The organism is Streptomyces sp. NPDC001858, from assembly GCF_053594615.1.
This window is the reverse complement of record NZ_JBSFEV010000056.1, coordinates 1-23142: the sequence shown is the minus strand read 5'-3', so window position 1 is coordinate 23142 and position 23142 is coordinate 1. Positions and strand designations below refer to the sequence as shown.

The 23142-nt window shown below is 68.1% G+C and carries 18 protein-coding genes and 2 pseudogenes; 11 read left to right on the top strand and 9 right to left on the bottom strand.

The genetic code is table 11. The features are described from left to right. Window positions 1-105: 105 nt before the first annotated feature. Entirely contained in the window at window positions 106-2514 is a 2409-nt protein-coding gene (locus tag ACWCPF_RS41635; protein WP_451050351.1) for a tetratricopeptide repeat protein, read from the top strand. Between the two features lie 463 nt (window positions 2515-2977). Here the strand turns inward: ACWCPF_RS41635 and ACWCPF_RS41630 are convergent, their stop codons facing one another. After that, on the bottom strand, window positions 2978-4075 hold the full coding sequence (locus tag ACWCPF_RS41630) for a hypothetical protein (protein ID WP_451050350.1): 1098 nt from the start codon (window positions 4073-4075) through the stop codon (window positions 2978-2980). Between the two features lie 408 nt (window positions 4076-4483). On the opposite strand from ACWCPF_RS41630, the gene ACWCPF_RS41625 reads away from it, so the two are divergent. Next, a complete protein-coding gene (locus ACWCPF_RS41625; protein WP_451050349.1) occupies window positions 4484-4897 on the top strand; it encodes a hypothetical protein in 414 nt (137 codons plus the stop codon). 1687 nt (window positions 4898-6584) lie between these two features. Continuing rightward, window positions 6585-7354, top strand: a pseudogene (locus ACWCPF_RS41620) (transposase family protein). 650 nt (window positions 7355-8004) lie between these two features. Here ACWCPF_RS41620 and ACWCPF_RS41615 read toward each other — a convergent pair. Beyond that, complete coding sequence (locus tag ACWCPF_RS41615; protein WP_451050348.1) at window positions 8005-8946, bottom strand: hypothetical protein; 942 nt, start codon at window positions 8944-8946, stop codon at window positions 8005-8007. Window positions 8947-9003: 57 nt separating this feature from the next. Further along, window positions 9004-9342 carry a hypothetical protein gene (locus ACWCPF_RS41610; protein WP_343324481.1) on the bottom strand — a complete coding sequence of 113 codons (339 nt, stop codon included), beginning with the start codon at window positions 9340-9342 and terminating at the stop codon, window positions 9004-9006. 883 nt (window positions 9343-10225) lie between these two features. Between ACWCPF_RS41610 and ACWCPF_RS41605 the strand changes: the two genes are divergently transcribed. Then, on the top strand, window positions 10226-10696 hold the full coding sequence (locus tag ACWCPF_RS41605) for an ester cyclase (RefSeq protein ID WP_451050347.1): 471 nt from the start codon (window positions 10226-10228) through the stop codon (window positions 10694-10696). A 169-nt stretch (window positions 10697-10865) separates the two neighbouring features. On the opposite strand, the gene ACWCPF_RS41600 is transcribed toward ACWCPF_RS41605, so the two are convergent. Both ACWCPF_RS41600 and ACWCPF_RS41595 read right to left on the bottom strand, forming a co-directional pair. After that, window positions 10866-11783, bottom strand: coding sequence for an arginase family protein (locus ACWCPF_RS41600; RefSeq protein ID WP_451050346.1), 918 nt, complete (start codon window positions 11781-11783; stop codon window positions 10866-10868). 82 nt (window positions 11784-11865) lie between these two features. Continuing rightward, the gene (locus ACWCPF_RS41595; RefSeq protein ID WP_451050345.1) at window positions 11866-12786 is read right to left on the bottom strand and encodes a helix-turn-helix transcriptional regulator; all 921 of its coding nucleotides are present in this window, start codon (window positions 12784-12786) and stop codon (window positions 11866-11868) included. Between the two features lie 336 nt (window positions 12787-13122). Between ACWCPF_RS41595 and ACWCPF_RS41590 the strand changes: the two genes are divergently transcribed. Continuing rightward, on the top strand, window positions 13123-13836 hold the full coding sequence (locus ACWCPF_RS41590) for an NADPH-dependent F420 reductase (protein WP_451050344.1): 714 nt from the start codon (window positions 13123-13125) through the stop codon (window positions 13834-13836). 167 nt (window positions 13837-14003) lie between these two features. Beyond that, the gene (locus ACWCPF_RS41585; protein ID WP_451050343.1) at window positions 14004-14765 is read left to right on the top strand and encodes an NADPH-dependent F420 reductase; all 762 of its coding nucleotides are present in this window, start codon (window positions 14004-14006) and stop codon (window positions 14763-14765) included. Window positions 14766-15185: 420 nt separating this feature from the next. Here ACWCPF_RS41585 and ACWCPF_RS41580 read toward each other — a convergent pair whose 3' ends face one another. The 3 genes from ACWCPF_RS41580 to ACWCPF_RS41570 are packed head-to-tail and all read right to left on the bottom strand — an operon-like array spanning window position 15186 to window position 16310. Further along, window positions 15186-15722: a DUF6262 family protein gene (locus ACWCPF_RS41580; RefSeq protein WP_451050342.1), complete on the bottom strand. Its 537-nt coding sequence runs from the start codon at window positions 15720-15722 to the stop codon at window positions 15186-15188. After that, window positions 15662-16021 carry a transposase gene (locus tag ACWCPF_RS41575; RefSeq protein WP_451050341.1) on the bottom strand — a complete coding sequence of 120 codons (360 nt, stop codon included), beginning with the start codon at window positions 16019-16021 and terminating at the stop codon, window positions 15662-15664. Before ACWCPF_RS41575 ends, ACWCPF_RS41580 begins: the two co-directional genes overlap by 61 nt. 16 nt (window positions 16022-16037) lie before the next feature. After that, window positions 16038-16310: a hypothetical protein gene (locus ACWCPF_RS41570; protein ID WP_451050340.1), complete on the bottom strand. Its 273-nt coding sequence runs from the start codon at window positions 16308-16310 to the stop codon at window positions 16038-16040. A gap of 111 nt (window positions 16311-16421) precedes the next feature. Between ACWCPF_RS41570 and ACWCPF_RS41565 the strand changes: the two genes are divergently transcribed. Continuing rightward, window positions 16422-17219 carry an SDR family oxidoreductase gene (locus ACWCPF_RS41565; protein WP_451050339.1) on the top strand — a complete coding sequence of 266 codons (798 nt, stop codon included), beginning with the start codon at window positions 16422-16424 and terminating at the stop codon, window positions 17217-17219. Window positions 17220-17239: 20 nt separating this feature from the next. Here ACWCPF_RS41565 and ACWCPF_RS41560 read toward each other — a convergent pair whose 3' ends face one another. Then, a complete protein-coding gene (locus tag ACWCPF_RS41560; RefSeq protein ID WP_451050338.1) occupies window positions 17240-17932 on the bottom strand; it encodes a hypothetical protein in 693 nt (230 codons plus the stop codon). Window positions 17933-18254: 322 nt separating this feature from the next. On the opposite strand from ACWCPF_RS41560, the gene ACWCPF_RS41555 reads away from it, so the two are divergent. The 4 genes and pseudogenes from ACWCPF_RS41555 to ACWCPF_RS41540 all read left to right on the top strand — a co-directional run. Beyond that, the gene (locus tag ACWCPF_RS41555; protein WP_451050337.1) at window positions 18255-19196 is read left to right on the top strand and encodes a tyrosine-type recombinase/integrase; all 942 of its coding nucleotides are present in this window, start codon (window positions 18255-18257) and stop codon (window positions 19194-19196) included. Then, window positions 19193-21544, top strand: a complete 2352-nt coding sequence (locus ACWCPF_RS41550; RefSeq protein WP_451050336.1) for a tyrosine-type recombinase/integrase — start codon at window positions 19193-19195, stop codon at window positions 21542-21544. The genes ACWCPF_RS41555 and ACWCPF_RS41550 overlap by 4 nt, the downstream gene beginning before the upstream one ends. Before the next feature lie 229 nt (window positions 21545-21773). Beyond that, window positions 21774-22310: a DUF6193 family natural product biosynthesis protein gene (locus ACWCPF_RS41545; protein WP_451050358.1), complete on the top strand. Its 537-nt coding sequence runs from the start codon at window positions 21774-21776 to the stop codon at window positions 22308-22310. Between the two features lie 2 nt (window positions 22311-22312). Continuing rightward, window positions 22313-22975 (top strand): annotated as a pseudogene (locus tag ACWCPF_RS41540) (IS5 family transposase); the annotation flags it as partial. Between the last annotated feature and the right edge of the window lie 167 nt (window positions 22976-23142).

Below are 23142 nucleotides of genomic sequence, written 5' to 3'. Positions count from 1 at the left end.
GCTTTCGTTCTCTGCGTGAACGGTCTTAAGGAGCCAAGTGCCGGGTATCCAACAGGCCATCCGGGCGCGGATCTTCCAGCCGGGACCGACTGACGGGGGCAATCGATGGTTGAGGTGACGGTCGCGCTGCTGACCGCGGCGCTACTCGCCGGCGCCGATCCACACACAGCGGTCACAGCCCTCGGCACAGGATGCGAGCCCGACAACGCTGTCGACCGGGCCCTGGCGGCGCTGGAGGCAGTACCTGCCGATCATGCACGAGCCGGGGCATTGGCTGAGGCGCTGCTCGATGCGACACACGGACAGCCGGAGATGACCGCGCGGCTGCATCGCTGGATAACGGCTCAGGGCACGGTGGTGAACCCTACGGGTCCCGCCGAGCACGGCATCCACGCGCACAGCGACGCCACTGCGGATCATTCCAACACGGTAAGCGGGTCGGCCCGGATCGACGGACCGAGTATCCAGGCCCACACCATCATCGGAGGTGTCCACCTCACCACTCGCGGACCGGATCGCCCGCTCCCCGTCCCCCGCCAACTCCCTCCGGTGCCGAATCGTTTCGTCGACCGCGATAGGGACCTCAACATACTGAACTCCCTTACCAGCACCCCTCTCGTGGTGGTCAGTGGGCCGGCCGGGGTAGGAAAGACGACATTCGTCTCGCATTGGCTGCGCCGGATACGCGATGAATTTCCCAATGGCCAGCTCTACGCCGACATAGGTCCCGCCGCAACCGGCACACCGGTCCCGCCGCAGGAAGCCCTCGGCCAGTTCCTGCGTGCCTACGGCTTTATCGACCTGCCGTCCGACCAGGCCGAGCAGGTGGCACTGTGGCGCTCGGTCACGGGCGACCTGCGGATCGCGGTGATGCTGGACAACGCGGTGAGCGCGGCGCAGGTACGGCCGTTGCTGCCTGGTGGGTCCGGCAGTCTGTCCGTGGTCACGAGCCGCCGTAGGCTCACCGGTCTGCTTGCCGACGGCGGGACCTTCCACGAACTAGGTCTTCTGGAACCGGAAGCTGCCGTGGAATTACTCGTCGGCAGAATCGGCGACCACCGTGCAGAGCACGAACGTGACGCCGTCGCCACCGTCGCCGAGTTGTGTGCTGGGCTGCCTCTCGCGCTCTGTCTGGCGGGAGCCCGGATGGCGGCGCGCCCCCGGCAGACTGTCGCATCTCTGGTGAACGCGCTCAACCACGAGGGCGGCCGACTGGCAGCACTTCACGCGGACGGCCACTCGGCGGTACAGGCAGCTCTCGACGAGTCGTACACCTCGCTCCCACCTGACATGGCCCACGGATACCGTTGCCTGGGCAGCCTGCCGTTCACCGTCTTCGGAACCGAGGTGGTCGCCGCCGCCTGCGACCTGCCGATCCCACAGGCCGAGGCTGTGGCTGACGGACTGATCGAGGTCAACCTCCTGGAAGACCTGGGAGCGAACCGCTTCCGGTTCCATGAACTGGTCCGCCTGCATGCCGCCCAACGGGCCTCCCAGGACCAGTCCGTCACGACACTGGGCGGCACTCGACGCGCCGTCGGCTGGTATCTGGCCACCGCCACGGCCGCGGAAGCCCTGCTCACCCCCAGCCACCGCAACCTCCCCCGCGAATACCCGCGAGGCACACCGCCACCGCTCTCCTTCGGCGACCCCAACGCCGCGCTGGACTGGCTCAGCAGAGAACAGAGCCAACTGGCCACGGCCCTGAGGACCGCCGCAGACAACGGCTGGCACGCCACCGTCTGGCAGTTGGCGGACGCCCTGTGGCCGCTATGGCACCGACTACGCCCGTACGATCTGTGGCTAGAAGCCCACGACAAGGGACTAGCCGCGGCCCGCCGGGACGGACGCCCGGCTGCGCTGAGCCGCATGCTGACGAGCGGCGGCGGCGCACTGCTCAACTCCGGCCGACCCGAAGAAGCACTGACGTGGTACACCGAGGCCCTCGACCACGCCCGCGCGGATCAGGACCGCAAGGCCGAGGCACAGTCGTTGCACGGCATCGGCCGGGCCCACCACATGCTGGGGCGCCTGTCCGAGGCCACGTCGTTCTTCACTCGCGCTCTGGCTCGGCGCGAGACCATCGGGTACGTACGAGGGGCCGCGCTCACTCGAATATGCCTGGGCGAGATCGCGATCGCTCAGGGCGCCTCGGACCAAGCCGTCGCCGAGCTGACTACGGCTCATCGTGAACTGGCGGCCATACCGGACTTGCACGATGCGGCACGGGCGCTGGCCTTCCTCGGGCGCGCCCAGGCTACCCGTGGAGACTTCGCCGCCGCCGCATCACATCTCGAAGCGGCGCTGGACGAATTCCGCTCGATCGGCTCCGTTCACTGGCAGGGCCGCGCCATGGAGATGCTCGGGCTGACGGCGCTGGACCGTGGTGACCAAGCGACCGCCCGAACATGGTTCGAGCGGTCGCTCGCCGTCTACGCCTCCATCAGTCCCAGGGACACCCGTCGGCTGCGCGACCGGATCAGCAGCCTCCGCGAGCCTCCGGCACCGGTCTGAACACCCGCCGCCGCCCAGGCGTGCCACACAGAAGCCACCCAGCCATGCTCACGAGGAGTCAGCACCGCCCCGGCTGCCATCACACACCGCCCGTCACGGGACAGCACCAGGCACCCGCCGCTCGCCAACCGCACTCCGGCCACGAGGCAACCGGTCTCCCGCACCAGCCGCGGAACCAATCGGGCTGCCGCCTCGGGCTCCACCAGGCCCTCGCCGCACACCACGTCGGCGCACGTGCGCCATACCCGGTCAGCGCCGGCCCCGACGTACAGCCGAACGTGCTCGTCCAGGTGGCGAAAAGACCGAGGACAGCGGACCGGCCGAAGCACATCCGACTCGTGCACCAGAACCTCGTACCGTCCACAGTGCAAGCTCGCCGGCCGACAGCCACACTGCGCCGTGGTGCAGCGAATACTGCTGTCGAGCTGCCATTCCACGGTCACCGCCATCGCTCCGGCGGCAGTCATGCAGAACCCGCCACAGCCAGCGCGGACAACGACGGCGGAAGCGGCAGCGGCCGGATCTCCGGCCTGCACGCAGGCTGTCCGAGGCCGAGAACCCGGTAGATCACCCGCCGGAAGCGGCGGTTGAACTCGCCGGGCCCGGAGCAGATGCGTGCCGCGAGCGCCGCGTATTCCTCCGCCCTGTACTCCTCGGCCGCGTACGCCAGCTGCTCGGTCAGCGGATGGTGCGCCGACAAGGCGGGCACCGTCAGTGCCATCGCCGCACCTGGTGACGCGAGATTGGCGTTCTCCTGGGGATAGCGCGACAACAGCACCGGGGCCCCGGTCATCGTGCCGTAGAGCGTCACGCTGCTGTAGTCGCCGATGATCCAGTCCGCCGCAATGAGCGCCGGTCGCCACTCCTGGTCGGGCGACAACAACGTGATCCCCGACCGCTCAAAACCCGCCGTCCAAGCCCGCACCTGCCACTTCCCGTGCCAGGCCCACACGTTGGGGTGGACAAGCACGGCCACCCGATACTCCGGCCGCGGCAGTTCCGTCATCAGGCGGGGCAGCAGACCGTCCAGTCGGCTGAACGCGGAGTGTCTGCCCCACGCGGAGGTCACCAGGACCAGTTTCTCCCGCTCCTCCAGGCCCAACGCGGCACGGTAGCGGTCCCGGGACGACAAGCTGACGGCGATCCGGTCGTGACAGGGGTCGCCGACCACCTCGGCCCGAGGCACGGCCTGCGGGCACGATCGCGCCAGTTCGTCGCGCTCCTCATCGTGAGCCAAGGCGATCGAGACCGGCACTACGTCGTCCTCCCTCGTCAGGTACCGCGGGCTGAGCCCGGTGACCTTGCGCATCGCCGGTAGGACGCCCTCGACCGCCCTTTCGAGCCTCATGCGCCTCGCCCCGTGCGAGAGCAGCACGACAGGTGCCCGCACCTGGTCGATGCCCCGTGACCCGGCTGCCAGCGCCAGATCGAACCGTTCGCGGACCGCTTGCGCCCACGGCAGGACCGACCCGCCCAGCCGACGCACCAACCGCTCCGCACCGTCATTGAACGGATGCGGCGCCACTGTGAACGCCACCTGCAACCGCAGATCGGCCTCCAACAGCGGGAGTACATCCTCCAACCGCTTTCCGTAGACCTCGGAGTGGACGATCACCAGCACTTTCCTGCACCCGGGCAGCGTCGCCCACTGCTCAAGGTCTCTTCCAGACCCAGTCATCTTTCTCCCCGTAACCGATCAAGCGTCGATGTCGCGCGAAGCGACCTGCGGCGAGACTCCCCGGGGGACAAAACGAAAGGCTTGCACCGGCCTTGGAGAAACCTTACAAGCGATGACACATGGCCGAAAAGCGAACTTCTCCGTGAACGAGTCGGAGAAGACAGCAGCGCCAGGCGACGGAGGCACAGTACGGTCGCCCCCCACCATCAGCTTCTCGACGCACCAGATGTTCTGTACAGAAGAGGAACTTACGTCTCCGGACAGACCCGGCGTGGCCCTCGTGGAGGGGACATGGAGAACGAATTGACGCCGGTCGTGGCGCCGGGAGCCTCAACGGTAGTCGGCTTGATGGCCACCGATACGTGGAGCGCCGTCAGGCCACGCATCGTCGCGCTACTGCGGCAAGGTGACCGGGCTCAGGAGGATACGCTCCGCATCGAGAACGAGTTGGAGTTAGAGCGTCGCGAGGTGGTCACGGCGCGAGACAGCGGGGACATGGCCGCCGTCGTTGACATCGAGGCCGTCTGGCGGACGCGGCTGCGCCGCGTCCTTCATGACAGCCCCTCCGCGGCGACCACCTTGGGCGCACTCATCACCCAACCCTCCTCCGGCTCAGGCCCGGTGCACAACGAAATCAGCGGCGCTGATTCTCACCCGCCGGTCATTCCGCCGGGCAACGTACGCGGAGACTCGCACATTGGGTGACAGCGGAGCTGCGGTGCCGTCAGGGCCACCTCCTGCATCAGCCTGAGGGCTCGCAGAAAATCAACATGCTGGTTTGACCTCGATGAGGCTGCTGTTCTCGAGGAACGCGAGGATGTCAGCAGGCGTGCGGAACCTGGCTGTTGAGGCTGGAATCAATGCCAAATAACCCGGCAGGAGAGGGCGGAAACGCACGAACACCGCACGTTCAAGACGACCGCACCCGCCTGATACAAGGAGCGGAACGAACTTCGGCGCAAGCGAGCACGATATCTCACACCCTGAGAAATGAAAGGCTCTGAACCGCCGCCCTGGGCGAAGCAAACCCACGAGCGACACCGTCCAACCCCGTCGCCGGTCTGCTCTCCCAACAGCAGCCCGCCACTCTCTACGGCACCGTTCGAGCGTGGGCCCAAAAAACCGCGCACGCCTCGACATGTCAGGGCCAACCAGGCAAGAGGCCGTAAGCCTTTGTTTCGAATTTGAGACGTACAGCCTCCCTCGAGAAGAGCTCTACGCGCATCAATGACGCTCCCTCGATACGAGAATTCAAGGAAGCCATCAACCCACTTGCGCACGGACACCAGTTCAGGTAAAAAATCCTTGATCGTTTCGCTCGTAACCCGAAAAGGCAAGAGTTCAACTTGAAGACATCACAAAAACTCGGCACAGCTTTGACCGTGCTCGCGTGCATCCCTTGTTTCCTGCTCGCAGCTACGTCTTCGAAAGAATCGACGGCGGCAGAGGCCAAGGATTCAGTGACGCAGTCCGCGCCAGAGAACCCCACACCGCAGCACCACCCCACTCCGAAACCAGAGGGATTGCATTCGTAGACCCCTCCGAGCCTGCGGCAAGTCGCCATTGAGGGGCCGGCGGCCCACTTAAGATACACAACTAGCGGGCCGCCGCGCCGCCAACTCTTCACCTCGCGCGAAAACATCCACACCCGACGCACTCCCGGTGGGCGCATCGATTGACACCTCACCGGAATATCAAAACTCGTCCACCCTTGTTAAAGAATATAGCTCTATGCGGTACCCCTACAGCATTTTACCCAGTTTCGACCACCATTTCACAGGAGCCGTCAAAATCCACCACCGATACCACACTTGTCATGCACAGTATCGGTTGTGCATCGTCGGTCGGGTTTGGCAACTGGAAGCCCGATAGGGGTAAGGCAGCGTCAGGTACTGCCACCTGAGTCGCTGAGAGGCGAGCGGATCCCAGCACATGCGGGACTGCGGGACATTAACAATCGACGTTAAAGGTGTCACCGGCATGCTTCCGGTAGCAGTTCAGCGTCGGGAGTGTTCCTCACCACGACGAGCCTCCCTTCGGCAGTTGGCGCAGCCAGCGGACCATCGACTCCCTTCAGGTGACAGGAGTTCCGCACCCAGAGCGTTCGTAGCGCAAGGAGGCCAAAGCGGGGCACGGGCCAGGTGTGATCAAGGAGGACCAGGGCGTGCAGATCAGCACCGGGCTCACCCAGCGCTGACGGCGCCCCAAGTCCCGTACTTGGCGGATCGAGGCCGTTCGCCGTGTGTGAGCGCCCGCATGAAGCACTCCGACGTCAACCGGAGCGCTGGAAAGCCCGGGGCGGGACGCGGTCGTTTCGGTTCTGTCCGCGCCCGGCGGCTTGAACGTGCCTAAAGCGCGTTGCAGAAGGCCGTGATCTGGGCATTTCCCCTGTATGCGTGGGGTGGTGAGGGTTGAGCCGCTGTGGGTGGAGACGTTCACGGGCTGCGGATAAAGCAGTTCGAGCGGTTGCTGAGGGTGGTGCGGGAGCGGGGTGGCGATGGGCCGCGGATCGGGCGGCCGTGGTGTCTGCCGCTTGCCGACCGGGTGCTGGTGGTGGCGGTCTACTACCGCACGAACCTCACCATGCGGCAGCTCGCGCCGCTGTTCGGGGTCTCCCCGGCGACGGTGTGCAGGGTCATCCAACGGCTCAGCCCCCTCCTCGCGATCGCGCCGGTCTCGCGTCCCGTCGATGCCACGGACCAGTTGTGGATCGTCGACGGCACGCTGGTCCCGGTCCGCGACCGCACGGTCGGCGCCTCGAGCCGCAACTACCGGTTCTCCGCGAACGTGCACGTCATCATCGACGCCGACACCCGCCTGGTCGTGGCCACCGCCCGCCCGGCCCCGGGCAACAAGGCCGACGCCCAGGTCTGGCGCGGCTCCGGCCTGCCACAGCAGTGCCAGGGGGTCACGGTCCTCGGCGACGGCGCCTACATCAACACCGGCCTGGTCGTCCCACACCGCAAACGACCCGGCCGGTCCCTGCTGGCGGGCGAGGAAGCCGACAACAAGGAGCATCGCCGGGTCCGCGCGCGGGTCGAGCACGCGATCGGCCGTCTGAAGCAGTACAAGATCCTTCGTGACTGCCGGCAGCACAGCGACGGCCTCCACCACGCAGTCCAGGCCGTCGCCCACATGCACAACCTCGCCCTGACCGCGTGATCAACACAGCCGCAGGCGGGCCCCGACCTGCAATCTCACGGCCTTCTGCAACGCGCTTAGCCCCGTCTGATCCAGCCGCCATCCAACCGCGGTTCAACTCCGCTTGCACGGAGAGCACATGCCGAGCCGTACGTCCACGGCCTCGGTGCTCGGTTCACCTCCGCTCGAGCGGGGTTGGTCCAGCGGACCACGTCTTCGAGTGCGTCGGCCGGCGGCTACTCCCCGCGCCCGCGGGGCTGGTCCGTCTCGGACTCCGTTTGCGCGCAGTCTCTGATCTGCTCCCCCGCCGCTCGTCCGCAGCTTGCACGACAACCTTCGTGGCTTCTCGACGCCACAGGGGCTACCCCGATGCCAGGCACGTCCAAAGCCCTGAAGCCCGAGACCTCTGCCTGCGAAGGAAATCCCCCCACCCACCAAGATCCGGACCAGAAGCGGGCCAACTCCACCTCCCACCAGGCAATCCCGCGCGTCTCTGCAGCTCAGACGCGGTCGGACTCGTGTACCACCAGCAAACGAAGAACCTCCTGGTGTCGTACTCGCCGAAGAAGCTGGGCTTCTTCTAGAAACCGAAAAAAGGGCGCCTGACCAGGGCAGAAGCCCGTCAGGCGCCCCTCTCGGCGCACAAGCACGCGGTGAGTCGAAACACGCCCTTACTCCCGATATCTCCCACCCGTATCCCAGCTCTGACCAGCAGTCCCGGGGCATTTCCGGGCCAAGGTACCCGCTAAGACGCTCTCCGCATCGTCATCGTCCGTCGCCTCCTTCCATCGACGCATGGAGTCTTCGATCAGCGTGTTGGCATGATTCCGCGCTTCAGCCAGGAACTTGGCGTAGTAGCGGAAGAGGACCTGGATGCCCTGCCCGGCTCTGCGCGCACACTCCGCGGGGTCGACCCCGGAGGCCAACCAAAACGAGATGCCGGCGTGGCGCAGGTCATAGGGACGCTTGGCCAGCTCAAGTGCATGCTCGGCAAGCGTAAGAACCGCCTCACGCGCTCGCCCCCAGGTGATGCCGTACGCCGAGGCGTCTATGTAGTTCCCGGCTGCGTTGCGGAACAGGCGTCCGTCGGGTGCAACGCCGAAGCTTCGTATGTGTTCGCGCAACATGCGGACGAGCACTGGAGGAATCGGCACCGGGCGCGTCGCCTTGGCTGCCCGCCGTTTCAGGGAGTGAATCTCGTGTACAGCACCGTCATCCGTCCACTCCTTACCGGCAGTCACGACGCCGCCCTTCAGGTTCAGAAGGCCCCAGCCGCTCGCCGGCAGACGGCACTGAGCGGTGTGCATCGTAAAGTCACAGGTCACGGGTCTGGTGTGCAGGGTGATTCGGGTACTCGCGTAGGTCGGCGGCGGATGACCATGGCGTAGATCATCGGACGGGTCCGGTGTCGGCGGGATGCCGGGTTCGGCTGTGCCCACGACCGGCCGCCGCCTACGATCCGTCAGCGGGTCGGCACGCCATGAGATCGCGGGAGGCTGCGGAGAGGCAGGAGCGGCAAGAAGATCGCCCAACAGGCCAGCGGCGAGGTTCTGCTGTACGGCTCCCTCATACGCCCCCGCGGCACTCCACCCCACCGGACCGACGATCCGCATCTCCGGAACCCTGGGGTTCGGGCGGTTGAAGGTCCGTCACGCCCGACGCCGAGGGAACTACTTCCACGCAACGGCCACGACGACCGCGGCCGCCGAGAGTGTCCCCACGGCGTAGAAGGCCCACTGCTGCTTGTTGCGCATGCCCATCAGAGCTGCCACCGCCACCAGAACGTCCAGGGAGAGCTTCACCCCCATCTTCGCGTTGTCCACCGGTAGGTCGAGGGACGTCCGGGTCCATATCAGTCCCGCACCGGTGACCAACTGTATGACCGCGCTGATCGGCATGTAGCTCCCGGCCACCGGGTTCTTCTCCCTCAGCTGATAGAAGAGGCCGCCCATGATCGCGGCGAACCCGAAGAGGTGGAAGACGAGGAACACATATCTGAGGATCTCCATGCCGACGATCATCCTATCCCTCAAAAGGAGTGCCCACACTGGGAGTTGGCATGCTCCGGACGGGGCAGCGGGCAGCACTGCATTACCCGGTGCGAGAGCTGGGACCAGGGACCCGGTAGGTGACCAGCTCGCACGGTGACCGGCGGGCGGGCGGGCCCTCGCCGGCCGAAATAGCGCTGACGCTGCCGGACGGGCAGAAGTTCTCTGGGGCAGATGCTGTGGCACGAGGCAGATCGAGTGGGATTGCTGCAGCTCAGCGCAAGGTTTTCTGACGCCAGCAGCCGCAACAGGCGTTGCACGATCGCTGGTTCGGGTGACGCGCCCGGACGAGAGCACACCTGCTCGCCGTACTGGACGCCTACCGACGCCGGATGAACCGGCAGCTCACCGTGCAGAAGTCCCGCCACAAGCTCGCCCGAGCGCCTGGTCGCGGTATGCAGCGCGCTTGACCGACCACAGTTCGCGTCACCCGCGCCGGACACCATCGCGTCTTCCTGCCGGACCGGGCCGACGACTCGTTCGGCGTTCCAAGACGCCGCAGCCGAAGTCCGTCGTGTACGTGACTGCGATCCGACTGTGAAGGGCGTCAGTGGGACGGGGCAGGCCGAAGACCGGGGCCTGGGCGAGCCGGTCCGGGGCCATGCCGTGGGCACCGAGGGACGACGCAGACCTTCGAGCGGTGCTGCGGGGGATCTGGCTCAGCTGGGCCTAGGTCCGGCTGGGCCACCTTGCCGAGGCGCGTGCGCCGTTTGGAGAGAAAGACTGGTGGGGCGCGGTCGGGTCGCCGGAAGAGCCGCCCGGGAGCCGCGCCCCTAGAGGGGATACCGGTCTTCGGCGGCAACCGTCGCCCCGGCGTCTCCACCCCGCCGTGAGAGGAATCGACATGACCGACGCCGTTGTCCAGCGCAACCTCGACAACACGCTGCTGCTGCTCCAGGACGCGATGCCGAAGGGCGACTTCGACCTCATCCGCTCGCTGGTGACTGCGGATGCCCCGATCCGCCGGGCCGGCTTCGCGGACCTGTACGCGCTGACCGGGGACGCGATCCCGCAGAGCGGCAACTTCGTGGAATGGCTTGAGGCGGGCTGGAAGGTGCTGTCCGGGGCGCTGACGGACCAGACCGCGCAGGCCCGCGACATCGTGGCCTCTGGCAACACCGTCATGCTCCAGTACCGCATGACTGCCTTGCACTCCGGCACGTTCGCCGGTGTCCCGGCCACGGGCAAGCGCGTGGAGTGGGAGGAGATCGGCGTGCTGCACTTCGACGACGAGGGCAAGATCACCGACCTGTGGTTCATGTGCCAGGAGCTGAGCCTCGCCGAGCAGATCGGCTACAAGACGCAGCTGAGCTGACTCACAGCCCCGCCGTCCCGTCCCGTCCTGTCCCGGCCTCGCGATGGCGCCCCCGCGTCGGCTCAGTGAGGCCGGGGCGCATCTGTCCGTGTCGCACGAGCGGCGCCCCACATGTACACGGGGGCGCCGCTCGTCGTGAGAAACGGGACTACTGCAGCCAGTGGACAGGTCACCCGTTGTGAAGCAGGGGGAAGCCGTTGAGGATCTGCTGGAGGTGCATGACCTGCCGGGGGATGAACTCGGCGATCGTGAGGCCGACGACGTCCGCGGCTTCGCCGACGTCGGCGACGATGCGGCGTACTTCGCTGCTGGTGAGTCCGCCCGGTACGAACCCCAGTCCGAGGCCGATCTCGTTGCTGTCGATGGTGTCGACGTCGAAGTGGACGGCGACGCGGGTGCAGCCGGTGGCCCGCAGCCAGTCGAGGAGGGGCCCGGTGGAGGCCCGCAGTTGGTCGGGGCTGAAGGACGGGATGCCCCAGGCGGCGATGTTGGGGAAGTCGTCGTCGGTCCACTCGTGCAGGCCGACGAGGGCGAGGCGGTCGGGGGAGACTGCGGCGGGCAGCAGTTTCTGTACGTCGGCGTCGCCGTGGCCGGTGAGGGCGGTGACGGCCATTGCGTGGTAGCCGCGGTAGGCGCTCTGCGGGGTGGCGACGTCGGGGTGTGAGTCGATCCAGATGACGGCCAGGTCGTCGCCGTAGCGGTGTGCGAGTTCGGCGAAGGGGGCCACGCTGACCGCGCACTCGCCGCCGAGCGTGGTGATCCGCGCCGGATCGTGTGCACGGATCACGTCCAGTGCGCTCGCGAGCTGTTTCAGCACCACCGCCTTGGCCTCGACGCCGTCACGCTCCTCCAGGCCGTCGTCGCTCATGGTGACGGGGACGGTCGCGGTGGGGCCCTCGTGCGGCGGCAGGATCGCTTCGAGCACCTTGGCGCCGAGCGCGTAGCCACGGCGGGCGATGCCGAGCGGGAACTCGGGAGCCAGCTGCTTGACCACGGCGGCGCCGGCGCCCTGCCACTGGGGCCAGACGAGACGCAGATGGCCGCCCGCGCTGCGGGCCGTGCCGACGGGGGCGGTGGCGTGGGTCATGGGCTTCCCCTCACGGGCCGGGCGGCAGGACGCGACAGCGAGCGAGCCCACCCGCCCACGTGCGCAGGTCGGTGTGCGTCGGTCACTCAGGGTGTCTCGCGGTGCCGGGCCGGCCGGCCTGCGACGAGCCGTCGCTGCGGACGGCGTCGGGGGCGCTCCAGCTGGCCAGGAGGGCGAGGGCCTGCGCCGAGGCGGTGCCGGGTTCTGCGGTGTAGACGCAAACGGTCTGGTCCGGGTCGGCCGGCAGGGCAAGGGTCTCGTGGTTCAGGGTGAGCTCGCCGATCACGGGGTGATGGAAGTGCTGCGTGCCGTGGGCGCACTGGGCCACCCGATGGCTGTCCCACCAGGTGCTGAACTCGGGCACCCTGACGACGGCCTCGCCGATCAGCTCGTTGAGCAGGGGGTCGTCGGGGTGGCGTCCGGCTTCCAGACGCAGATTGGCCACGACGATCGCCGCGACCTCGTCCCAGTTCCGGTACAGCTCTCGGGCGGCCGGATCGAACAGCACGAAGCGGGCGAAACTGCGCTCCCGGTAGGGCTGTGCCTCCCAGTCGGTGATCAATGCCTTGGCCAGCTGGTTGGCGGCGAGCACGTCGCCGCGGTGGTTGGCGACGAAGGCCGGGGAGACGCTGTTGAGGACGTCCAGCATCCGGTGGACCTCGGGGCGTACCCGCTGCACGGGCTGGGGGCGGCCGCGCTGCGGACGCGCGGTGCGGCTGCGGCTACGGGTGCGGGCGAGGTCGAAGAGGTGGGCTCGTTCGTCGTCGTTCAGGCGCAGCGCGCGGGCCACGGCGTCCAGGACGGCCTCGGAGACGTTGGGGTGGCGGCCCTGTTCGAGGCGGGTGTAGTAGTCCGTGCTCACCCCGGCAAGCTGGGCGACCTCCTCGCGGCGCAGCCCCGGGACCCGGCGGACGCCGATACCCGCAGGCAGTCCCGCCTCGGCCGGGGTCAAGTGGGCCCGGCGGGTGCGGAGGAAGTCGGCCAGTTCAGCGTTCTGCTCCATTTCTCCAGTATTCGCCGGGAGCGCGGTGACCGCGCCGCTCAGGGTGGCCCAGCTGGACCCAGGCTCCGCTGGGCCAGGTTTGCCGGGTCATCCGCTGTGTGGCGGCGTGAACCTGGATCACGGCGGTCCTGCTCGACCATGCCGTCTTGCCCACGCGGCACCCCGCCCGCCTGGCGATGTCCTCTGGAGCACCCCCGTCACGCCTTTGATCATCCATGTCCTCGGGTCCGCCACGTTCGTCCAGAGCGCCTCGGAGTTCATGCTCTCCGGGTTGCTGCCGCAACAAAGACCAATCCCCTTGTCTCCCCCGTCTCCGCGTCTCGAAGGGACACCTGTATGAGCACCATCGCACTGATCGGCAGCGGACTGATCGGCGGCACCGTCGCACGCCTGGCCGTCGCCGCCGGCCACGACGTCGTCCTGAGCAACCGGCGGGGACCCCAGAGCCTGGCCGCTGTGGTGACGGAGCTGGGCCCGCAGGCCCGCGCGGCCACCCCCGCCCAGGCCGCCGCCGCGGGCGACATCGTGGTCGTGACCATCCCGCTGCACGTCTACCGCACGGTCCCCGTCGAACCGCTGCGCGGCAAGGTCGTCATCGACACCGACAACTACTACCCGCAGCGCGACGGCCGCATCGCCGAACTCGACGACGAAACCACCACGACCAGCGAGCTGCTCCAAGCCCACCTGCCCGAGTCGCGCGTGGTCAAGGCGATGAACAACATCTTCTACATCCACCTCGGCAACCTCGCCCGGCCCACCGGCCACCCGCAACGGTCGGCCCTGGCCATCGCCGGCGACGACCAGGACGCCAAGAAGACCGTCAAGGCGTTCCTCGGCTCGATCGGCTACGACGCCCTGGACGCCGGTCCCCTCGCCGAGGGCTGGCGCTTCCAGCGCGACACCGCCGCCTACAGCGAGCCGTACTTCAGCGCCGGCCACAGCCTGACCGCCACCGCGCAGGGCGCCGACCCCGGCCCGGGACAGCCCGTCACCGCAGACACCCTGCGCCCCCTGCTCGCCGCGGCCAAGCGGTACCGCGACATATGACCCGGCCCGCGCCGGCACAGCCGCAACACCGGCCACGGCCGGCCACAAGACCTCGTGTGCCAGGACCGCACGCGCGGACCCCGCCCCCCAACCCACAGCTGCTGACCGCGGCCAGACCGCCCTCTGCAGAAACCACTCCCTCAGCACTCAGGAACGAGACGTTCGCCATGCCCCAGACCATCGCCTTCATCGGAAGCGGCAACATCGGCCGCACCCTCGCCCGCCTCGCCGTCGACGCCGGCCTCGACGTCGTCCTGAGCAACTCGCGCGGACCCGAAACCCTGGCCGACGTCGTCGCCGAGCTCGGCGACGCCGCCCGCGCCGCCACCCCGGCCGAGGCCGCACAGGCCGCCGACCTCGTCGTGGTCTCCCTGCCCTTCCACGCCCACGACAACCTCCCCGCCGATGCCCTCGCCGGCAAGACCGTCATCGACACGATGCACTACTTCCCCGAACGCGACGGCCGGATCGACGACCTGGAGGAGCGACGCACCACCAGCAGCGAGCTGCTCCAGCGCCACCTGTCCGGATCACACGTCGTCAAGACACTCGGCAACATGGACTTCCTCCGCCTGTACAGCTCGGCCCGCCCCTCCGGCCACCCCGAGCGCAGTGCCCTGCCCGTCACCGGCGACGACGCCAAGGCCAAGGCCGAGGTCGTGCGGTTCATGGACACCCTCGGCTACGACGCCCTCGACGTCGGCACGCTCGCCGACAGCTGGCGCCACGAGGCCGGCACCCCCATCAACGTCCTGCCCTACGTCGGAGAGCCGCCCACGGGCATGACCCAGGAGCAGGCGCACGAGTGGATGTTCAACGGACCGTCCGCCGTGGTCAGCGCCGACCGCGTCAAGGAACTCACCGGCCAGGCCACCCGCACCGGCCGCGTCGGCCTCTACCTGGAGGACCTCTTCCCGGTCGGCAACTGACCCGCCTGCGAACGTTCAAGCACTTCCCCATCAGAGGCAACTGCAGCCCCCGCGTAATTCCCCAGTTGGTTGCGGCTGATGACGGTCCGCCCAGGAAGGGCCTCAACGGCCGCTTCGACGAGCTCGCCCCGTACGACGTGGAGTCGCTGGCGACACTGAGCTGACACGGGGCGTGCCCGGCAAGCCCCTCCCCGCCCGGGGCCGCACCCCCGGTCGACCATCAGACCGCCAGCAGCGACGCCGGGGTACGAGCCTTGAGGAGGCCTGCCTGGCCGCCCCCACTGGTGCGGGCTCGGGAGTCTGCGTATCGGGCGTGGTGCGGGGGCCGGGCACCATGGACGCCGCAGCGTCGAGGGCGAGGTGGCAATCGCTGCCGTCACAGTCACGCTCTTCCCTGGACTGCTGCCCCGGCAGCCTGGCCTATCGGTCCGCGACTCCTTTCTGATTCAGGGCCCGCGTCAGTTCACGGTTGGCGGCTCGGGCAGCCTCCAACTCCACGTCCCTTTCCTCCAGGCGCGCCAACAGCTCGGTGTTCGCCTGCTCCAGGCGGGAGACCCGGCGCTGAAGCTCTTCCTGATCGGCGGGGGCACCGAGTCCCGATTCCCGCCACGCCTGCCGGCCCATGAGCTCGGTGAGCCGGCGCTCCAAACGCCGGGTCTGGGCGGTGAGCCGGGTGTTGCGGGCGTGCGCGTTGGCGAGGTCGGCCTGGAGCGAGGCCAGGCTGACCGGAGGGCCCGCTGCCGGGTCCCATGCGGACGGCTGGAGTCCGGCGGCATGGATGAGGGCGAGCAGATCACGGTGGCGGTAGAGGAAGGTGCGGTCGACGCCGGCCTGCCGGGCGATGCCGCTTACGCTGATCGCGGTGCCGGCCTGGGTGGCGTGCTGGATGGCGCTCTTCACGCGCTGGCGACGGCGTTCGCCGTCCGCGCGGCGGCCGTCGGCCATGGCGGTGTCCATGCGGTCCTCGTGGTGTGGACGCCGGGCAGGGGCCGGCCGCTGCGGGGCATGCCGAGCATCACGCTCCGGCTGCGGCATACGACGGCGACGGCCTCGCCGATCTGGGCCTGTTCCTCGGCGGTGAGGTCACCGAGATCGGCTTTGACCCGCTCGATCAGCTGGCGCACCCGGCGGATCTCCTCGTGGGAGGGCATCGCCTCGCTGCGCGCCCAGTCGTCGACGGAAAACGCCGACATCAGCCGCTCCCGGCTGCGCGGCAGGTCAGCCAGGTACGCCTGGGGGTCGGGCAGGTAGGACACGTCGGTGCGGAAGTGGTCACAGCCCACACAGCGGAACCGGATAGGGCAGCTCTGTCCGCCGGCCGCGACGTTCGAGGGCTCCTGGCACCCCGTGGGGAACGCTGACTTCCCCGATCGCCCGCCGTACATGCTCGGAGTCCAGCAGCGACTGGGCCTTGCGCCACACGCGGGTGCCGTTGCGGTCGACCTGCAGGGCAACCACCCGGTCCACGGCGTCGCGGCGCCGTTCCTGGCTGACTAATGGTGACGTCGGGTATTGGAACTGTCTGAATACCTGGCCGATCTGCACCCTCGGTGCCTCGTGGTGGTGACCCGGCCCGTGCGCGTCCAGGTTGGGAGCGTGGAGCATGCCCGAGGAAATCGGGTGCTGAGGGAGGGGCGGCCCGCCAGGATGGGGATCATGAGTGGCGAGACGCGCGTGGGGAGTCAGCAGGACGTGGCAGAGGCGGGACGCCCGCTTGCTTTGGTGACGGGGGCGGGACGTTCGGCCGGGATCGCAGCGTCCGTGGTCCTGAATCTGGCCCAGGCCGGCTGGGACGTGGCCTTCACGTACTGGACCCCTTATGACGCACGGATGCAGTGGGGCATGGAGCCCGGGGCGCCCCGAGAGTTGCAGAAGCAGGTGGCGTCCCTCGGGGCGAGAACGCTCGCGGTCGAGGCGGACCTGAGCGACCTGACTGTGCCGACTCAGCTCTTCGACAGCGTCGAGCGCGAACTGAAAAACGTCACAGCGCTGGTGCTCTGCCATTGCGAATCGGTCGACTCCGGCCTGTTGGACACCACTGTGGAGAGCTTCGACCTGCACTTTGCGGTGAATGCGCGGGCAACGTGGCTGCTGATCCGTGAGTACGGACTGCGATTCCGCGGGCAGCACGGAAGCGGGCGGATCGTCAGCCTGACCAGTGATCACACCGCTGGCAACCTGCCCTATGGGGCGAGCAAGGGGGCCATGGACCGGATCACGCTGGCCGCCGCCCGCGAGCTCGCCCATCTGGGGGTGACCTGCAACGCGATCAATCCCGGGCCGACCGACACTGGGTGGATGACCGAAGAGCAAAAGGCGGACATGATCCGCTTCACGCCTCTGGGGCGCCTCGGTGTGCCGCAGGACTGCGCGAATCTGGTCACGTTCCTCTGCTCGGCGGAGGGCGGATGGATCAACGCCCAGCTTCTCCAGAGCAACGGCGGTCTTGGGTAGTCAAGTGCATGAGGCATGACTTACGGGCGCTTCCGGCCGGCGACTTCGGGGGCGTAGGTTGCCCGGTCGCCGGCGGAGAGTCGTTGCCAGGCGACGGCGACATCGGTGTGAATGCCGGGGGTGCGGGCGAGGATCGCGGCGGGGATCTCGGTGGCGAGCTGGAAGAGAGTGGTGGTGCTGCGGGCCTGGTTGGGCCGGATCCCGAGCTGGTTCAGGCACTGGGTCAGCTGTGTGGTGCTGATCGGGCGACCGGGCTGGCCGCCAGGGAAGAGCCATGGAGACGGAGCCACGGCGCCGATGGCCGCGTGCCCTTTGCGGTTCGCGGCGACCGTGCGGGCCAGCTGGGCGACGGGCTCGGGCAGCTGAACGGGTGCATTACCGAGGTGGAGACGTACCTCTTGGGCACCGACCTCGACGTCCTCGACGGTCAGTCGGTGGATCGCCGATGGCCCTTGTGCGTAGAGGAGGAGAAGCAGTCCTGCGAGGCGGTCTTCGGGTTTGAGGGTGTCGTCGTGCAGGAGTCGGCGTGCGACGTTCCACCGGTGCTCGTCATCGAGTGGTTGGGTGGGGCCGTGCCAGCGGACAGCGGGGACGTGGACGGTGGTGAGCTTGTTGGTGCGAGCCCAGCGGACGAAGTGCCCGCCTGTGTGGCGGTAGGTCGCGGAGTCGTCGGTGAGCCACTGGTCCAGGTTGGCCTGTCGGCACGTCGCCAAGGCGAGGTCGTGGGCCTGGAGCCAGGTAAGGAAGGCGACGGCCGCGTGGGTGCGTTGACGCGCGGATGTGAACTGCTGCGGGGTCAGGGGGCGGCCGTTGCTGCGTCGTCGTAGTCGACGAACCAGGTGCCATATCGCTTACTGGCGCAGGACTTTGCGCTGTTCGGGGTCTTGTTGTGATGCGAGAAGGCCGGTGAGGAAACGTTCGAGATCCCGATCGTACCGGGAGTCCTGGGTCGGCATGAGCGGGCGGCTGAGTGGCTGCGAGTGTGGACGGATCTGGGGCGGGCCCCGCGCACGATCGACGCGTACGCGCGGGGGTTTGGCCGAGTACCTGACCGTCTGTGAGCGGGACGGCGTCGGTCCGGGCGCCGCGAACCGACTGCAGGTGGCCGCGTTCGTGAAGGACCTGTCCACCCGGCCGAGCCGTCGGGGGAGCAACGTGGTCGCGCTGGACTCCGGGATCGGCCTGGCGAATGCGCCGCTGCAGCAGCGGCTGGTGCCAGTGCGGTTGTTCTACGACTACCTCATTGAGGAGGGCATGCGGGAGTCCAACCCGGTGGGCCGTGGCCGCTACACACCTGGCCGCCAGTTCGGGGGCCACCAGCCGGGACTGGTGCCGGGCTTGACGAAGCTGACGTGGATCCCGAGCGAACAGCAGTGGCTGGACCTGCTGGACGTCGTGCGGAAGGAACCGGTGCGCAACCGCGTCATGCTGGCGCTGGCCTACGACGCGGCACTTCGGCGCGAGGAACTGTGCTCCCTGCGGACCGACGACCTCGACCCTGCTCACCGGACCTTGCGGGTCCGCGCGGAGACGACGAAGACCCGGCGCGAGCGCGTCGTTCCGTACTCGGCGGCGACGGGGGTCCTGCTGTCCGGCTACCTCGCGCACCGGGCCGCGATCGGCCGGGCCCGCGGCCCGGTGTTCCTGTCGGAGTCGCGCCACAATTACGGCCAGCCGCTGATCCTGTGGACCTGGTCCAAGGTGGTCCGGCGCGTCGCCCTCGCTGCTGACCTGCCGCGCTTCTCGACGCACACCACGCGGCATCTGTGCTTGACCGACCTGGCGAGGAGGGGCTGGGAACTGCACGCGATCGCCTCGTTCGCCGGCCACCGCAGCACCGAGTCGACACTGACCTACATCCACCTGTCCGGCCGGGACCTGGCGGAGAAGCTGAACCGCGGCATGCAACAGATCCACTCCTGGCGCGTGGACATGCTCACCCGGGCCGCCCAGAGCACAGGGACGGTCGCCCAGTGACGGCCCAGCCGATCCCGACGACCGCACCCGTCTGGGCATGGCCGGTCAACCTCCCCCGCCATGACCGACGCGGTCTGCTCACCAAAGCCGAGGCGGAGGCCCTGCGGAACTGCAGCATCGATGAGATTCGCCGCCACGACCTGGCCGCGGACTTCCTGTCTCTGCGACCGACCGCCCGGCTGGTCCGGCCGCTCGCTGATGTCCTTGGCGCCCTGCACTGGCCACCGGACGACCGCCATCAGCGCCGGTACGCACGCGATGCGGCAGGACTCGTGCTCCTGCGCAGCGGCGAGCTCCGCCGGGCCTTCTGGGGCTGGTCGGTGCAGGACTGGGCCGACCTGATCCACGCCGATGGCGCCGAGTTTCGGGGCCACTGGGGCGGGCAGATCGGCCCCAACGCTCGGCCGTTCCTGATTGCCTATGCCTGCCTGCTCGGCGAGTTCACGGCCTTCGAGCGGCTCGGCCGGTTCATGCGGCCGAGCCTGGCCTGTGGGGTGTTCGGCGCCGGGCCCGTGGACGCGACTGTCGAGCAGGTCTGCACGGTGCTGGCCGACTGGGGGTATCGCCGCGATGCCCAGAAGCTGGAGGCGGTGGTCTGCCAGGTGCTGCTGTTGAACCGCAGCCCGCGGTTGGAGGACCTGTCCACCGAGGTCCTGGGCGAACTGCGCGAGAGCCCGGCGATGGGCGGGCAGTGGGGCAAGGACCTGCACGGCGTCCACCGGACGGTCGCGGTGCTCGGCCACGCGGACCCGCCAAGGTCGAGCCATGAGGCGGGGCCGGCGGCGATGAAGGGAGTGCCGAGCGGATGGGCGGGGTGGGTCGAGCGGTGGTACGGGACATCGACGCTGACGCCGAAGATCCGCAGGAGCTACCGCAGCGTGCTCGCGAAGATCGGCCGGTGGCTGGCCGACGAGCACCCCGAGATCACCGAGCCAGGCCAGTGGACCCGCCAGACCTGCCCGTCCTGGGTTGCGGCGGTGGACCGGATGTCCGTCGGCGACTTCTCCCAATGGACCCACGGCATGCGCTCACAGGGCCGCATCGGCAAACCGCTCACCGCGCCGTCGAAGTCCGGCTACCTCAAGGTGCCCCGCGCGTTCTTCCGCGACCTGCACGAATGGGAGTGGACGCCGCGGCGCTTCGACCCTGCCCACGCCTTGCGGACACCGCGAAGCGTCCGCGCGTTGATGGGTCCGGACCCGCGGGTGATCGCCGACGACACCTGGGCGAAGATGCTGTGGGCCGGCCTGAAGGTCGAACCAGGTGACCTGCCGACCTCGGACAGTCGCACCTACCCGGTCGAGCTGATCCGCGCCATCACCTTGACCTGGCTCTTCGCCGGCCAGCGAAGTGATGAAATCGCCCGACTGCGGGTGGGCTGCATCCGCTGGCAACACTACGGCCTGCCCATCCCCGGTGACTCGGGCGAGGTCCTGGCCCGCGACGCGGTCTGCCTGCCGGACGTCACCACCCACAAGACCGGCACCGCGTTCACCAAGCCCGTCGACCCGCTCCTGGGCAAGGCCATCGAGGCATGGCAGGCCGTCAGACCCGCGCAACCGCAGATGCTCGACCACAAGACCGGCGAGTTGGCCGACTTCCTGTTCGCCCACCGCGCCCGCCGGGTCGCCAAGCACTACATCAACACGGGGATCATCCAGATGCTCTGCCGCAAGGCCGGCGTCCCCACGGCCGACGCTCGCGGCAACATCACCAGCCACCGGGCCCGATCCACGATCGCCAGCCAGCTCTACAACGCCAGGGAGCCCATGACGCTCTTCGAACTGCAGGAATGGCTCGGTCACCGCACTCCGGAGGCGACCGCCCATTACGCGAAGATCACCCCGAACACCTTGGCCAGGGCCTACAACGACGCCGGATACTTCGCCAGGAACGTCCGCACCATCGAGGTCCTCCTCGACCGCGACGCCGTCGCCGCAGGCGACGCCGCCGCAGGCGAGCCCTGGCAATACTACGATCTGGGCCACGGCTGGTGCACCTACACCTTCTTCGAACAGTGCCAGCACCGGATGGCCTGCGCGCGCTGCGACTTCTACACCCCCAAGAACTCCAGCCGGGGCCAACTGCTGGAGGCCAAGGACAATCTGCAGAAGACGCTGGCCAACATCCCCCTCACCGACGACGAACGCGCCGCCGTCGACGACGGCCAAGCGGCCCTCGACCAACTCCTGGCACGACTCACCGACGTCCCTACCCCGGCTGGGCCGACACCTCGCCAGCTCGGAATACCCGCGACAGCCACGTTGCTTCCCGTCGTCGAGGTCCGGCACAGCAAGCAGTCGGCGGAGAGCCACCAAGAGCCGTTCACGACCGGCGGCACCAACTGAAGGGCGAAGTGTGACGTCTCAACCTGCCCCGGACCTGGCCAGTCTCTATCCTGAACTCGGCCAGGACGGCACGCTCCAGATCGCCCTACAGAAAGCCGTTGACCAGGCGGGATATCGGTTCGACGTGCTGCCCGAACGAGCTCCGGGGTGGAAGCGATCAGGAGCCCGGGCGGACAGTGACAGCCGGACGACGAGCGTTCACCTGGGCATCCAGGACCGCTGCTTCGTCATGAGCTTCTGGGAACGCGGTGTCGCGATGGCCAAGGGCACGACAACTAGTTTGAACGAGGCTGCCACGGCTACCGGGGTCTGGCAGTCCGGCGCCAACTTGGAAAATCTGCGATCCGCATGCCCGTTCGTCCGCTACGGCCCGCTCGCCGAGGCCCACGAGCGGGGCACCGCGGTCGAGACCATGTGGACGATCTACCGTCGGACCGCGGCATCACACGTCGACCACGACCTCATCGAAGCGTCTTACGCCCAGCCACAGCTTCGAGCCTTGTTCCCTTTCCACAGCCACACGTCACTGAACTTCAGCCGCTGCACCGGATTCCCCTACACCCACGACGTTCCAGTGGTTACTCCCGGGGACGGGAGATACCGCGTCACCTGGTGGAAGACTCGATCGCCTCAAGGACCGGCAGACATCGGAGAGGCTGACAACCCGCGTGACGCAGTCGCCTTGGTCGTCGCCCACCTTCCCCCCGAGTGCGGGCCGGCAGTCGCTGGGACTGCCAATGACCTTGACAAGTCAGATTCCACATAACGCCCTACAAGACCGTGTTCGGGTTCTACACCCGGTGGAGCGCAGCAGGCGTCTTCAACCTCGTCCGCGACCAGCTGCGGCGCCTGGTCCGCATCGCGACGGGCGCCTCGCCGCAGTGCGTGGCCGCGTTGATCGACTCGCAGTCCGTCAAAGTCGCCGCCACCGTCCCGAAATCCACTTCCGGATACGACGCCGGCAAGAAAACAGCGGGCAGGAAGAGACACATCGTCGTGGACACGAGAGGGCTGCCCCTGCTCGTGATGGTCACCCCGGCCGACATGCACGACAGCGTCGCCGGACGGGAACTGCTGTTCCGGCTTCGCCTGACACACCCCGAAATCGCGATCGTCTGGGCCGATCTGGCCTACGCGGGCACCATCGTCGGCTGGGCGAAGTCCTTCCTCGACCTGACGATCAAGACCGTGAGCAGGCCCAAAGGTTCACAGGGCTTCGTGATCCTGCCACGCAGATGGATCGTGGAACGCAGCTGGGCCTGGTGGATGCACGCACGCAGGAACGCGCGGGACTACGAGACCCTCCCGGCGCACTCGGAAGCGATGCTCACCATAGCCGCGATCACACTCATGACCCGCCGACTCACCCAGCGGCCCCTCTACCCGAACGCCGCAGCTCCGCGGCCGGTAAGCGCAGTTCAGGCCGCGTGATCACTCCTCCGTTCGTCCCGAATACCGATCGGCCCCGGGTTCGACGGCGAAAGCGGCCGCCTCACCGAACGCCCTAGGCGCTGTTTCTCGGATCTCCTGACGTGAGTGGGATGTTGGGGGCCAGGCTGGCTGTATGGGCCGTGGGGATCTGACGAATGCAGAGTGGG